The sequence below is a fragment of the bacterium genome, from assembly GCA_018812485.1.
GTDB lineage: Bacteria > JAHJDO01 > JAHJDO01 > JAHJDO01 > JAHJDO01 > JAHJDO01.
Genome location: JAHJDO010000137.1, coordinates 11,618 through 28,607, shown reverse-complemented (window position 1 = coordinate 28,607; position 16,990 = coordinate 11,618). Strand labels below are relative to the sequence as shown.

Annotated in this window: 1 protein-coding gene (only partly in view); it reads left to right on the top strand. The window is 41.7% G+C overall.

What is annotated here, in order from left to right:
- Positions 1-16,990, top strand: partial view of an iron-containing alcohol dehydrogenase gene (locus tag KKC91_11905; GenBank protein ID MBU0479254.1) — the 3' portion only. 11,189 nt of this gene lie to the left of the window's left edge; the window shows 16,990 of its 28,179 coding nt (coding positions 11,190-28,179); the start codon falls outside the window, past its left edge; its stop codon occupies positions 16,988-16,990.

Here is a 16,990-nt window from a genome sequence, read left to right as displayed (position 1 = left end):
TGTCCTATCAGCACCATTATCTGATATTCCCTCTTCTTTGACCCAGATATCCTCATTGATGAATTTTGATTGGCCATCCTGGGGCAATAGGCTATTGAAAATAACATTGAAATTTTCCATAGTACTTATTGCATTGCGCATCTATTGGGTTGTAGCACAACATTCGTTAGCTGTTTTACAGCGTTCGTCAAAGGTTGAAATACCTAAGCCACGGTATAGAGCAGATATTACAGTTACTGGCACACCCGGTTTCGAACATATAGATCCATTTGACGCAATGGTGCCGCTACCTCCTTCCTTTCCCGGGGAGAGCAGGTGGAGGGTGGAGGGAGATGTACAAGAATTGTTGAATGAGACTGGGATACGGCTCGCTGGCGGACGACGAATAGTCTGGGGAATAGAGGTTAAAGCTCTTGTTGATCTGGCATTTAAGAGAAAGGGATTAGAGGCTCATCGAATCCGTATCAGGGGGTGGCAGGGAATTGGGCTTGTAATTGTGGTTATTAGGGGGTTATTGTTGGTTGGTGTTGGTGTGTTATTAGCTCTCGGAATCAAATGGGGATTTACCCAGATTGACCAGCTGTTACCTCTTGCCGGACAAGCAGGGATAAACACTCTGACTTTGGTGTCGCTAGGCAGTACAGTGTTGACGGCCTTACCCCTTGGAGTGGCAATGATGGCGGCTGAAGATGTAGAAAATACACGCCTGAAGGCACGAGCGGGAACAAGTAGAGGAGGAGCACCAGATAAGCATTCCAGCGGGCAGATGGCATGGGTAAAGGAATGGCTGGAAACACATGGAGTTGAGGTAACGCCGAATAAATGGTTAAAGACCGAAGAAGATATTACTCTACTTGGGTTACTTGGAGTAGTCGCGGGCGTAGGGATTATTTTCGTGGCTAGTAATCTTTTCTCACTCGGCTTTTTAAGCGGAATAACTGCTTTAGGCTTGCCATTGGCTTTAGTGATAGGAAGTATTTTGTATTTTCCATTTTCACGCTTCATAGCGTTTATAGGCGGTCACTTTTTTGACGGCTGGAGACATGGGTTAAAGAATATGGGTGCGGCAGCCAATATTAGTGCAGTGGGAGTAGCTATAGGATTTATTGTTAATGGTTTAATTTTAGGTGGAGTTGGCTTTATAGGTGCTCAATTTGTACCTGGTATTTTAGTTAGCGTACTTACCTCTCCTTTAGTAGCGCTCATATCAATTCCAGTGATTTTGGTCTTTTATGTTTCTCTGCTAGTAACCCACCACAAGATGAATTACAGGGCCCTTTCTTTAGCTGAAAATTTAGCTAAAAAAAGAGATGCGCTTTTGGAAAAGCTTTTAGTCAAATATGACTTTCCAAAAATGGAGCAGGATACAAGGGTGGAGTTTAGGTCGGCTGAAAAAACGGCGGGTGAAATGAGCGAAAAAGAACTCGCCATCAAAAAAGAGATTGACTTAGCGATTGGAAAAGAGAGGCCATCGGTTCAAGATAGAAAAACCGCATGGTCAAATGTATTGGGAGAACAATTTGAAGATATAGTTCCTCTTAGCCTCTGCCAAAGGCTGGTTAATTGCTATTTTTCTGAGGATGAGAGGAACAATTATTTCGATGCCGGCGCATTAAGAGTAATTCAAAGAGAGATACCGATATTTAGCATTGATTTTATTGCCATTCTCATCGCGAATTCGGGAAATCCTATCCAGGTATTGTTAAGCCTAAAAGACATGCTTGATGCATTAGATAAGCAATCAGGGGTATTGGAAACTTATGTAAAGAGGATGGATTTAAGAGATATCTATAGGGACGCTAGCAGAGTTTTCTGGTCGGCACATGATAGGGGGAGTCAGATAGGAGATGAAGACGCATTAGACTTACTCCGTAAGAGGCGACCAACTCATCCGGCATTGATCAACTGGGCAAAATTAGTTTTGTATCGGGTAAGTGGTTCTGGTAAGAGAGGACAGGCCTTGATCGCGAACGCATTACTTTTGGGTGGCGTAGTAATAGGATTAGGCATGGCTGCGTATCTTACAGGGGTTGATACGAATAGCCTGGTGCATATCGTCCAGGTAAGCAGTAATTTTCTTTTGAGGGCAGCGCCGTATCTGGCGGTAATTAGTAGTATTGGAGTGGCAGTGGTGGCGGCTGGACTGCAGAGGAAGGGATTAACAGCTGAGGACTATCCAGATATAGGGGTTTTGCAAGAAGGAGGTGTGCCAATAGATGAAGGATCAAATGGCAGAGGATATGGTAAAGGAACGGATGCATTACCTGGTTTGGAAAGCCATGCTCTTGCACTAATGCTTATAGAGGCACAGCGAGATTTGCAAAGGCAATTATCTGCTTTGACTAAGAGAGATGTTTTGATATTGAGGTGGATAGCTGAAGGATGGACTTATAAAGAAATAGGGATAAAACTATCCATTAGCCGAGGAACGATAGCAAACCGTGGGTCTCTAATTTTGCATAAATTGGGAGTTTTGAATCGCGCTGCAGCAGTAATAAAGGCAATAGAAAACGGTATAATGGAAAGACCAGAGATTCACTATAATAGAGATAATATTAGAAGACTTATCCCAATGGAAGTAAGGGTACTGCCTTATCTGGCAAGAGGTATGACTAATTTAGAGATATCACAAGAACTTGGAATTACGGAAGGGACAGTAAGTACCCGTGTAAGTTCTCTTATACAGAAACTTAAAGGGAGTGATGAGAATGAGTTTCGAGTCAAAATCGTGAATAGGATTCAGGTAGCAATCGTCGCTCCTGAAGTGATAAAACTTTATGAGGAACAAGAGGAACAAGACGATGGGCTGCTTCCCTTGGAAATTGAAATTCTTAAGCTGTTAGTACAAGGCAAGACTAATCCAGAGATAGTAGAAAACTTACATATCACAGAAGGCAGAGTTAGAAAACGTATAACTGCAATTTTAAGAAAGCTTGGTGTAGGAAATCGTGTAGCAACAGCAATTGAGGCAGTTAAGATGGGATTGGTGGAGAGACCAGAAGAGATTTCCTATTGTGAAATCGGAGCTAAAGAACTTACTCCAAGAGAATTAGATGTACTGTCTTGTCTGGCAAAAGGCTTGACCAATCCACAGATAGCGCAAAAACTTGGAATTGGTAGAGATACTCTCCGAAATTATATTAGTTTTATCAGAAGTAAGCTAGGGTTGAATAAAAGAGTGTATGTAGCACTGGCTGCTCCGGAAGTGATAGAAAGTCTCCAGAGACCTCAAGGTAGGACTATCGGGATCCCTATACCTTCAACTGATGAAAGGCCCGGGGCTGTTAGTTTCGCTATTGCCATGGTAGGTGGTATTTTAAATCTAGTTATAAGACCCTTCATAGATATGCGGAGAAATGTGATAGATATAGAACGTGAATATAGGGTAAAATCCGTTTTAGCTCAAGACCCTGCAAGCGTTCACTATTACGATGGCTTGGCAGAGAAAATGGCTTCTTATGGAGAATACTATTCAAGTATGATAAGGAAATGTTTCTTGATAGGGGCCTCAGTTTTTATATTGTTGGTTATTTTGGTAACACTTTGTGCCAATAGTTTAGCAGGGGTATCTCAACCTGTGCCTTTGCCTGTTTCGCTGTCTGGCTTAGGGTTAGGGTTGCCAGGATTAGTAGGCGCCATGGCTGTCTTATCTCCGGCTAGTTCATTGGAACCTATAGAACGAGTATCTTTTCTAGAGTTAGTTAATAGATATAGGAGTGCAAGAAAAGAAACGGTAGCTCTTCCTTCTTTAGAGGGTCTATCGAGAAAGGCAGGAATAGTACTCATTACCCGAAATCAATCCACCAGAAAACACATGATAGATCTCTTAGCTAATAGCAAAATAAGTGGGATATCTGTTCTTGGATTATCCCAAGGAGATAATGGTAGCCTGTTTAAAATACGGCAAGCTATTGAGACGTGGATGAAACAAAGCAGATCTTCTCATCTCAGGATTATTGTTATAGACATGGACGGTACTGAAATGAAGGTATACTTTTTAGAATTTGGCAGGGATACAAATGTCCAATTGCAAATTATATCTATGCGGCCTTTAGCTACTATGGCTGCTGGAATAGTATTTGGTGTTATTGGTGTTAAAGGAAAACTTGAGAGAGTAGATCGAAATTTACAAGGAATATCAAAAGGAATTCTTGAAATCGGGATTGAATTTATATATATACTGATTTTACGATTGGTTGCAAAAAACTTATCCTATCCAGAGATAGCAAAAGCATTATTTATCGAAAAGATAGAAGTTGGAAACCGTGTGCGTTTAATTGTAGATAAGCTAAAGGCCTCAGACTGCTGTCAAGCAGTGCTTATTGCAGTTAAGAAAGGGATAATAGAGAGACCAGCAATTGACTATTACAAAGATGGTGTTTGGGATCTTGATAAACCAGAGACAAAAGTGTTAGCTCTTTTGGGAAGAGGTTTAACCAATCAAGAGATAGCAGACAATTTGGGGGTTCAGGTACAAACTATACGCTTTTATATCTCTGGTATTTTAGGAAAACTTTTTCTGGAGAAGAGATTTCAAGCAGGACTGGTTGCTTCAGAAGTCTTAACTGTTCTGGGATTGCCTGCGACGTATCCCGATGAACCAGGATATGATGGAGGGAGCGGATTAGCCAATAGAAATATAAATGCAATGATTATGGCCGTGGGTGGCTCCAATCTGCTCGGCAAGATGCAGCCATTTAGCGAGGGGCTTACTAAACAATGGGTTCATGGGATCCCTGACTTGGTAATCGTCTTGGGGGCACTGGCACTCGCTTTTGTGGCAGTTCGCATAGGCGTTTTACTCTGGCAGAGATGGATGCGGAAACGTGCCGGGCCGGAACACTCATTTATACCTGAATCTCACCTTATGATGCAGCCATCCCGCCTGTCCTCTCTTTGGGCATCTGTGGTTTCTTTGTTTAAAAAAATTAAGCAAGTAGTCGACGCTCAGCCAGTATACGCTATTTTTGTCAGTATTCTCGCTATTGAAGCAGGACTTGGTATTATTTCTATCCTGTCGGGTAATTTACCGCATAACCAGGCTAATGCAATCAGTGATTTTCTCAAACCTGCCTTGCTCGGTGGCGGGATATGGCTATTTGCCTCGACACGAAAAATGAAGCCTAGGCAATATATTATCACAGAGTCAGGTGGGGAAAAAGTTAATGTTATGGACGCCATCTTTGAAGGCCAGTTTACTCCAGAGATGGCTGAAAGACTCAGTGAAGGATTGTTGCTTCTTCCGATTCGAGAAGTTGAGGAGAGAGACCATACTGATGTTGAATATGCAGAAATCATAAATAGGGCACTCGATAGTGTACAGCGATGGGCAAGGCAAGGCGACCTTGATGCTGAAATACCAGAAGAGGGGAAAGGGTGGGTTTTTTCATACGAGGTAACAAGTGAATCTGCGAAGAGAGTGCGTCTTCGCGAAGTGGTGGAAACATTTCACGAGACACTCGGTTGGAGTAGGTCTAAACTGCACTCGTATTTATTAACTGACAAAGATAATCAAAGAGCTTTAAGCGCCAAGAGGGTGGCAAGGTCAGGGGGAGAAGGAAGAGTATGGGAGTTGAACAGAGAACTTGTCAATGCGCTGGCTGTAAAGGAGAGTAGATTTGTCCCTGTTCAATATGCTTTGGATGAGTTAAGAGAGAGAGATCTCTATGTGACTGAAACAGAGTTTTTATCTTTAGTAAAGGAGATTGGATTTGTCTATTTAAAAGATGCTTTGGTTAGGTTAAGAGAGAACCAGATCAAAGTGACTGCAGAAGAGGTTTTATCTTTAGTAGACATAAAAACGCAAGCAGTAACAGGTGAATGGGGAGTTGATATAGTGCATTTTGCTGAGATTGTAAAGAGATTGAAAGAAAAGAGGCAGATTATTGGGCCGGTAGATGAAGGTGGAGATATTATAACAGAAGGGGATATAGATGCATTGAAAATTCTTTTTATCTCTCTTTATGCGGAAGACCGTATTTTACTGATTGAAAAGATTAACCGGGCCATAGAAGATGGTAGTATCCCTGATAATCTTTTAGGTCCAGGTGGGGGAATAACTGAGTTTTTAGACTGGGTAGTAGACCAATATCCTGAACATCCTGATAAGTTAGGATCTTTAGATCGAGAGATTCGAGCAGAAGCAAGATACGCATGGTCAGTAGCCTATAAGTTTGGATTGGAGGATATAGATCAAAAAATATATATTCTTACTCATATGATTAAAATAGCCATACTTATAGGCAACACGCCTCAGGTTGAAGCATTGAATCAGAGACTTGAAACGTTACGACGAGAAAAGGAATTGAGAGATAAAGAAGCAATAGTACCTTCACTTTTACCATTAGTATCCATGCATAGCGCAAAAAGGGAACCTCGTGAGGATGAAGAACTGTATGAGGAACTGACCTTGGATGAATATGAACCTATTAGTTTGTTCGCTGGCCTTACGCTGGGTGGATTGACAAACATGTTTGGTACCGATATCTTCAATCGCACTGATTTTAAACTTGATTTTAATTTTGGTTTTGATTCCGGGTCTATTTTATCAGGACTGACGCAGTATGTGCCACAGCAGTTGGATCTTTCGGCTATCTGGCAGACTGTTAGTGAGTTTAAGAGCAGCTTAACTACTTTACACTGGGTTGGGATTGGGGTGTTGGGCTTGCTTGGCGTCACTATATTGATGTCTATCATTTCCCAAAAGCTTTCAGCATTCCTTAGACATCCGTCTACTATCCGCACTTTATTTCTTACGGGCATTGGCCTTTTGTTATATTCCATGGTTCCTCCTTCAGCCAGAAATTTCTTCGTTGCTATACTGACAGGTTACTATGTTCTCACGCTTGGATTGATATACCGCTATACTATCAAAGCGGTTCGTAATATGAATGCAGAGAAGGATGAACTACGTATAAAGATTAAGGTATTAAATGAAATATGTGAGAATGTTTCTAAGGATGATAGACTAATAAGGAAATTATTGGGTAGCGTAGAAAATGCATTAAATACGGCATTTTTCTCATATACGGAAGAAGAAATAAAAGAAACGCTGAAGAAATCTAAACGAGCCATGCGTTTTCTCCCATGGAGTTTATGGCTGGCAATACCTGCAATGCTATTCCTTATCGAGCCTATTGTCCCATATATTATTGACTTTAGCGCTTTTCTATATAGTTTTACACTTACCAATATTCAGCCATTTATTGCATCCATAGGCGTTCTTACATTTCTATTGTCTTGTGTTGCGATTTTTTATCGAATCGGGAAAATATTATTTGGTCCCGATGCGGCATCAAAGAAATTTGACCGGTGCACGACTGTTTTGAGACGGGTCAGTCGAGTTACGTTTTTGCTTGTAGTTCCCGCCCTATCTTTAATTACGGCGTTTGTTATATTGATTCTATGGTTTGCTCCAGAATTTCTTACTGTACCAGTAAGTTCTCTCCTTATGATGTTGCTGGAAAGATTGGCTTTGATAGGTATAAACAGCCCTACCTTGATGTCGCTGGGCAGTACAGTGTTGACTGCCTTACCCATAGGAGTGGCAATGGTTGTAGGAGATAGGGCTTTCACTGAAGATACGTCTGGAGCGGATGGTAGTAGAGTGGCGCCTGGCTCGACGGATTCTGCTTACGATCCATTAGTGGCTACAGGGTATTTAGCTGCAAAGCTTACTCAAGAAGAGCGACTGGTATTTATTGGACTCCTTCGTGGATGGGTTGATGAACGACTTAAAGAAGAAATAGGTCTGGAATATACAACGTTGAGCCTCATATTAGGTACCCTCAACAATAAGCTTCTTTGGGAAGGTGGTTCACCACGGGAGAAGCTCACCAAAGCAGGTATTTTAGGAATGGTAAAATCACCTTTGGAAACCAAGGAACAAGAAATACTCGAGGGATTCCTGCGTGGATTAAGGTATGAAGAAATAGCCAGAACGTATTACATAGCACTAAAATCGATAAGTTACTACGCTTCTGGTATAAGAGGGAAAATTCGACTAGAAAGAGAAACTGAATCCGAACATAAAATGACAATTTTAAAGCTATTTTTAGCACGCGGGGTAATACCATCCAGGGGCATATATTGCAAGGTCACTGTTGAAATTCATCGCTGGCTCATTGAACATGGGTTTCTTGTATATCCTTTGAGGCCGGCTAGAGAGCAGCAAGGAAGTGATGTCCTGACTGCTGGGAAGCCACCTTTGAGTGCCATGGAGGCGCTTGTTCTTTATTGGACTGTGCATGGGATATTATCCGATGGTGAAATGGCTGCGAGGTATGGAGTGAGTGAGGACAATATAAGTGTTTACCGTGCTACATGTAAGGAAAAAGTGTTTCCATTTCATCAAGGTTCGTTAAGGAGTAAACTCAGGCAGAATGGTCTACTGGAAGAAGGTGAAGCTGCTCAACGATTATTAGGTTTTAGTCTTCCTCCAGCGGTCCACAGGCAATTGTATTCGGGTCAATTAAGGATTCTTGAGGTCTTGAATCAGAGTCCACATCTTTCCAGAGAAGCCCTATCTAGATTGACGGGGTTAGAACCTAATAGTGTAAGAACATATATATTTGGATTGTGCAAAGTTTTTGGGGTACCAAAGGGGCTTGTGCCTACTAAACGGAGAGATGCCCTCGTTCCTGCTGTATTTGGATTAGCAGATAGGAATATTTCTTCGACTAGAGATTCTGAAATAAAAGCATCTACAAGAAGAAGAACTGGTGCTAAAGAATATGATGATGATTTCATAAGAAGAAAAACAAACGCAATGATTATGGCTTTGGGTGGCTCCAGTGTGCTCAATCAGGTACAGCCATTTGCTGAGGAGGCTACTAAACAATGGGTTCAGGGAATCCCTAACTTGGCAATCGTATTAGGGGCGCTGGCACTTGCTGTTGGTGTTGTTTGGCTGGTCAAAAATCTCCTCGACGACTATACGAATCTTTGGCTGCCAGAGAAGATAGTGACTTTGAACGTAGAGATTCCTGTCGAGGTGGATGGTAAGATGCAATGGGTGGAGAAGAAAAGGAAGTATGAATTAGTCAGACAGGTTGAACAAAGTGGATTTGCTGCCCAGGTTTGGGAGGCAAGGGTAGAGGGTACTGAGGAGAGAGTAGCCTTAAAGGTATTTCGACCAATTGGCAAAAATGGAAAGATTCATAGGCAAAGTCGCATGTTGGCATTTCAGGATGCTAGGCCAAGCAGGGAAGAGGCTCAGATGGCAGTTTCTATGCGAAAGATTGCAGGTATTCTTACAAAATATCCTGAAATATACGAGCTTATGCTTGAGGAAGCAAGCGCGATTTATGGAGGAGAAAATAATGACGTAATGGGAAAACTGCAAGAGTTAAGAGATGGGATTGGGCCATCTCTTGTAACGCAGGCTAATGCTTATGGTTGGTCAGATGCACATAATGCATCATTCCTTGAATTAGAATGGGAAGATAATGTGAATACTGCACGGTATGGTTATTTTTCAGGCCTGCTTGATGAGGATATGCGTCTTCAAGCTCTCTTTATGCGTGCTTTTTGCAGGTTGCTTGAGAATATTGGTGCAGAGGGGTATATACCTCAGACTTATATAGGTAAGACTTTATTTGGTACATCTGAGCCAATAGGTATAAAGTATCAATTAGGCATAACAGCAGCAATGTTGGTTTCTTTAGCTACATTTTTCCTTACAAATTCTTGGCCTGTAACATTATTGCTTTCTGTCACAGTTCTTTTTGTCCTTGGTCATTCTGTCGGTGGTTCGTTTTTCTCCTGGGATAACATTTTCTGGAGTGGAAAACGAGGAATCGGTTTAAAGACTCTTGACCTTGAGCCAGGACTTCCGCGCGGTGGACCATTAGGTGGTATCCTTTGGCCAACATTTGTCCCGAGACTCTCTATTGCAGGTTTAGTAGTTTTGGCATCATTTTTTAGTGGGATTCCATTTTATGTGGCTGGGTGTTGTGCCTTAGTCTTTTTGATTGTTACTTCGCCTGGATGGTTATTTCCTTTTGAGTTTGGTGCTGTAAGTAAAATGAAGAAGGCAGGTTTTGGTCCTAATTTAGGGGCGATGGATGTTGATGCTGCAGAGAGACATATCTCGGGTAATTATCAGGTTGCAGGAAATTATGATATTGATGAAGAAAAAATAAGCATGCCGCTTAGAGATTATCGTGAACTATTCTGGCACCTTGACCAATATAGAGAAGCACAAGAAGCTAATTCACGACGTCAGATTAATATCTGGAGTTATGGCTTAGATTTTATCCGTGACCAGGCACGTCGGGAAGCTATACGCGAGTTCAATATACAATACTGGCTGGATGAAGGTAGGATTTCCAGTAGCATGGCTACTTATCTGCAAAGTTGTCCTGCTCCAATATATTTCTTATATTGGTGTGAGAGTCATATACCTATAGTAGGCCGTGTGGTTGGCAATAGAGACTATCGAGCTTCAATGCGTCGTTTATTTACTGACAGCGATTTCTTTAAAGAACGCTGGCATGCTTACCGTCAGGCAAAACTTGATAAGATGCATGCCCAAGGTAGGCTAGGAAAATCTTTATATAATAGCCTTTACCCAGTACTAGAAGTCAATGAATGGGTTGAATGGCCGAATAACCGCCAGTTTATCTTAAATGTAGCGCTTAGTTACTGTACTCCAAGCCCTATCCATCACTTTTTAGTTGACAGAACGTATCGGCAGGAGGCAGTGGATAAGTTCACCAGCCAAGTTTCTATTATGGTAGGTCCTGTTGTAGGAATAGGGCTTTCGTTATTGATATGGCCGCTACTTCCTTCCAGGGAATTCTTTTGGGCACTGGTGGTTTCAGTTATTGGGAGTGTCGTTGGAGCAGTAGTTAGTATGAGATTTTCAGATATGAAGTTCTTAACGGAACGTTCTGAAGAGGCTGAAGAAGATTTCAAAGATTGGGTCAAGGAAGGAGCAGAACAGTATAGGATTACTGAATCTTGGCAGGAGAAATTATTGGGGTTACGGAATGAAAAAGTTATTCGTGATTATATTAAGATATATGGTGTGCAGTTAGCATCTAAACTTGTCGTCTGGTTATTGCGGATAATTTTAATGGGTAGCATATTTGTAATTACCGGTGAATTCAATGTTCTTTCTGGACTCTGGGCCTTTGCGATACCTAGTGCTATTTGGAGGACTGTTACTACTTTAATTGTTATACAAGATTATAGTTGGTGGGGCCGTTTGAGGTGTTTTTCTGTTGCTTTACTATTTGGTATTCTTCCTATACCTGGATTAACGTATCTTACAATGCCTTTTCAGATGCTGGTTGGTCTTATATTTTTCCCAGAGCGTGACAAGTTGGCCTTCCTACTTATCTTTGAATGGGAGTCTTTGATCGAAAAAGCCTGGGGTAAAGTGCCTGGTTGGGGCAGGACGACCTTAGCGCTATATTATTGGAACCTATATTTGGCCAGGATACCAATTATGTTTATTAAGAAGGTCTTTCGTAGAGATAAAAGTAAAGAAGTTGAATTAACGTATCCTAGTATTATTAGGGCAGATAGCAATACACCAATTTTGACCCACCACATCACACCCGGAGAATTATATGTAACTTCTATAGCTACACTTATCCTTGGTCTTGTTCCATTTGTCTTAAAGGCTGCGTGTGGATGGGATGTCCCTGATATAGTTCCGTACGTAGCGCTGGTTTTGGGATTAGGGTTGTCAGGGTTTTTGGTGAGTTTGGCACGATCTATTCGTCGTACACTTGATAATTTACCGAATACTGAGATACGTGCCGGGCCTATTGATATCTTGCTTAAGAAAAAATCAGAACAAGCAGAGCTTATTCCTCAATTCACTCAATCTGACCTTGTAAGACATGATGCAAAAGACCACATCGCCTACTATAGTCCAAAAGACAAAGCTATCCACATTAACCCTAAAGCACTTGCCCAATACAGAAACTCCATCCAACACCTAATCTGGATAAAGGAAAGAACCCAGCAGGGATTAAGATTACCTAGAGCTTTAAATGAGATTATATCTTATACATGGATGGTTTTATGTATTGTGCCGGTAGTGTTATACCATGGTGTATATCTGAGTATTTATTTTTCAATAATAGCAAGAAGAGAGGCACGACGTGAACGTGAACGTGAGGAAAAATTGATGGGCCGGCTTGATGAAGCTTTTGATGCCCTTTATAGTCACACACCTGTTATTGAAGGAAGGCAAACAAAGAGCGTTAAACATGCGAAAAGCTCTCTTCGTCGGTTAGTAGATAATAAGTGGAAAGGAGGAGATGCTGATAAGGTGTTAAGTTCTGAGCAACTTAATGAGCTTGAGAGAATGGCTTTTCTAATAGAGAGATTTCGTACGTATAACGAGTCAAGATTCTTTAGAGGAAAGACCCCAATTATTTTAAATTTTGAAGAAGCAAGACTATTAGCTTTGATTGCATGGTATCCTGAAGAAGATTTGAATATATCAGGCTTAGCTGAGAAGTTCGGTGAACCAAAGGACACAGTGGTGGGAATGGTTCGTGTTCTGAATAGGTATTTTGGTATTGAGGATTTGGCACGCAGAGTAGAGTTAAAGGAATTAAGAAAAAAATTACGAATGAATCTTGGTATAAGAGGTGAAGCACTAATTATTGGACATGGGGTCTTGCCTAGTGAACTACCACAGACAGTAGCGGAAATTGACCCAGGATTCGGCGAATTAGCACGGATCTTCTCGGTGAAGCTCAGAGCACATCGAGAAGCAGGGATTGATCGGCCTTTTATAGTAATGGTGAAAGGAGCAGGTGGGGTAGGCAAGACGACATTGATTCGTGTAATGAAAGAACGTCTGGAAGAGACTGGATTACAAGTCGCTGCACCAGATAAGGTGGCGAGTTGGGATATATTAGGTTACCGACCGTGGCCTAGCTATCAGTACATAGAAGAACAACATAGAGATGCTGATGTAATATTATGTGAAGCCACAGATGTGTTACCACCAGCAGGTGATTACGTTGAATTTTTAGATTTGTTTGTTGAAGTTAGATCAGAAAGATCTGTCCGGAGAAAGAGAATGAGAGCTATGGGAGTTTCTGAACCAGAGACAGAACGGATAGTGAATTCTCGAGTAGCAGCTAATTATGAAGACCATCCGCCCGATGTTGTCATTGTCAACGAGAAACCGGATAAGACATGGTTTAGAGCGGAAGAAATAGACAAGTTGATTGGAGACAATGTAAAATTCATTACGTCTATCCAAAGCCAGGGTGAAGTATCAGGAATATCTCAAGATACATTCTTACCTTTGGCTCAAAAGCTTCTGAAAGAACCAGCGGATAGAGTAGAAAAATTACAAGCTCTACTAAATACTGAGTTCCAAACCCTGATCAATCAACTTTCTGAGAGATTAGGCAGTGAACGGGCAATATGGCATATCTTGATGCGTTGGAACCAGACAGCAAGATTAGAAGGGGCAAAAGAGCTATCTGTTATTTTAGCTGGCAAGTGGTACCAAGAATTGGCAGCTATGGTAGCGGAGATCGAGTCGTTAAAAGCTAAAAGGATGCAAGTAGAAGGGGGCGATGTCAAAGGTGTTACAGGCTTACGGACTAGAACAGAAGATGAACACCACTTTATGATGTGGTCAGAAGATCCTGACCGTAATGGCACTAGTCCACATAAGGCAGAAGAATTCAGGTTTGACCCTGGAGATGTGCATATAGGAGATACAAACTATACATTTAGGAAAGAGCGGGGACCTACCTTTGAAGGTTTTCCAGAAACATCATCTAAAGATCGAAGATACCTTAACCGTTATTTGAAGAATTTGATTAAAGAGGTTAAAGCAGGTAGGCCTGTGCTTGTAGTTGTTTCTCCCCAGACAGCTGAGCAGATGAGAGAGTGGGCCAAAATTGGCTGGCTTAAACGAAGAGTAGAGCTACTTCTACAGGATGCCATTATCGTAGAAAAGGAACTTCACTATGACTCTGTAACTGAATATTACACTGAGGCACAGAAAAGACTTGCCGCGAATAGTGGTCAGTCTGATAAACCTCCTTTAGTGGTAGGTATTGGTATGGGTACGGTTTGTGACTGGTCGAAAGTCATCGGTCATAAACTCGGAGTCAATGTTCATCTTATTGTGACTGCGACTTCAACGAATGCACCTTTTACTCCTAATATACTAATACGTGACGGGTCGGGAGATGATTTCCGGCAGTTTAGTTATATGACAGGTGCAGCTGAACAAGTCATTGCTGATGCATCTTTAATGAGACTTAACCCGAGAGGTAATATTGCAGGGGCTGGGGATTTATTCAGTGGTTGGGTAGCGTTGCTCGATTGGATGTTAGCGGTTCATCTTGGCGTTACTGAGATGACTGAGGAGGAGCGAGCTATATTTGAAGAAGCCCATGTAGTGTTAGAAGATTTGAGCTCTCTTGCTACTATCATTAAGGATAATACTCCTAAAGGCATTGAAGAATCAGCGAGACTTGCTATGCGAATATCAGCGCTTATGAGCCGTGCGAGAAATGCAAGGCCAAAGGCTGGAAGCGATCACTGCGTTGCCTACAGTATGGAGGTTCAGACACAGGGTAGAAAAATGCTTCATGGAGAGCAGGTTGGCATCTCAACTCTATTAATGCTTGCACTGTATCATATTGATAAGGAAAACCTTGAAAGCGGAGATTTTCCCGTAGATCAACTTAACGAGCAATTTTTACAAGAACGAGGCCCATCTGCTATTGATGACCTTAAGGTATTCTTTGAGAGACTAGAAGAAAGACCTGAACTGTTTCCAAGTCTTGATGAAGCGCGAGACATGGTTCGAGATTTAGGACTTCCTGTATCACTGGGCGCCCTGGCTTTGGTGGATGGAGAGGAGGGTATGAGTGTTATTGAAGCCGTTGAATCTTTAGTTAAAACCCAGCTTGACGATCGTCGGTTCACTTATCTAAACGTCTTTAAGATTACCGAAGAAAAAACTATCAGGGCTGTCGCAATGGTTCTAGGCTTGACACCTGAGGAGGTCTTAGCCAGACAGACAGATGAATTACTATCAACCAGTGTACCAGAGGAAATTCCAGCTCCTTATAGAGACATACCTGATGCCTCTGATATTCCAGGATCCATTGATGATATTGCCAATAGAATAATCAGTGAATGCAGAGAAGGTAACTACGATTCATTGCATCTTGATTGGTCTAAGAAGATGTTCTTTTACCAGGAGTTTATAAAAGAGGCTGCAGCAATAAATACTGCCATTAAGAGAATTATAGCATTTCCAGCAGAAGAACAAAGTCAATTTGCTAACTTCTCGGGTTTTCTTGAGGCTGCCATTGCAGCAAGACTTGATATGATTAAGCGTTATCAAGCACCATTATCTACCAAAGGAGAGAATGCCGTAAGGTTACTTGAAAAGGCTGTACAGACAGAATCTATGGATCAGTATGTTAATGCTTATAGCACTCGTACTGAACTGCTCGGAGATGTATTAAAAACAGTTATGCTTCCTCCTGCTATGTGGTTTGTGCCTTTATTGGAAGGGGAAAGGAAGAAGATATATGAAGATAATATAAGGCAGAAAGAAGTAAAAGTAGCTGAAATAAGAAGAGAACAGAGTAGAGTTGTAGCTACGGATGGATGTTCTAGTCAATGCGACCACTGTGACATGGCAGCCACCTTTAGGGTTGTTTCTATGCCGTGGATATGGCTTGAACAGGCAAAAGATGAAGTAGGAGCACCAGAGGTTATGACCTACAGGAATGACTTTTTTGTAGATTATTACGATATTATTTATGATACAGATGCGAGTGATGTTGTAGATTTATTTAATCCAGAAACTATATTTTCTGCTGTATTTGTACCAGGTTCTGTAACGGATAGAGCTTTAGGGAGATTATTAGGGTCAGGAGAGGGGAAGAGAACATTTGTTTTAAGCGTTGCGCCGAGTGCTTGGATGCGTAAAGTTGGCGTAGAGAAGTATTGTGAATATGCAGTGGCGATTAGAAATAGAATTACCGAATATAACGATATACAAAGAGGAGATAGGCCTAGAGTTACTTTCGCTTGTTGGTTGTTTTTATTTCAACGTAAAGACGAACCGGATTTGATTGATACTATAAGAACCTATATCTATCAAGGCATGAAATCTGAGGAGATTACCTTAGCATGGTTGGATCGACTGGGTAGATTTAAGCAATTAGAAAGATCTGGTGAGATAGATTCAAATACAGTAGTAAATGAAAATATGCCACCTGGGATGAACTTTGAAATATGCGATCTTGGACGACGCATGTTTCTTGCTGATGGACAAGTTGCGCAAGGCACAGTGGTTTCTGGAAGGCAGTTTTCGTTCGAAACTATCGAGGGATTAGGTCCTATAGGAAGAGAACGTATAAACTGCCCTTATTGCAAATCCTTGGATTGCAGAGGTGACACTGAAAAAGGATGCCCAGGACGAGAAGAGTTTTTTGCTGCACAGGGTTTATCTCCTACTGGCGGCAGGCCAGCTGTTGTTCAAGCTGCAGGTTTCTTTGGGTTTGGTGGACTAGGTCGATTTTTAGGGGAGACGCAAGTGAGTCCCTTGCAGGACTTCTTTACGCAAGGTATACAACCAGCCTTATCATGGCTTGGTTCTCATGAGGGGCTGTGGGTTATTGTTGGGATTGGTGCGTTTGTTGTTGCAGGAGGGTTACTGATTTTAGGTTATTTGGCAGTTAGAAGAGGCTATCTAAAAATCAGAAAAATCAGGGACACATCCCAATTTCCTCATGGGGATTTACAACGGGAAAATTGGGCCCCGTCTCTAGTTCTCCCTTGGGTTGGATTCCCTACGGTTGGACTGATGTTGATTACTGGGATGTCAATTAAAAGTTTACCTCTTTTATTAATTGGGACACTTTTTGCTATCGGCCTTATGATTTTTATGCAGCGCGAAGAGATTAATTCGGGGACAGGTGACGAGCTTGATGGAATCATAAAAGGACACAAAAAAAATAGAGTGTGCTTGTAA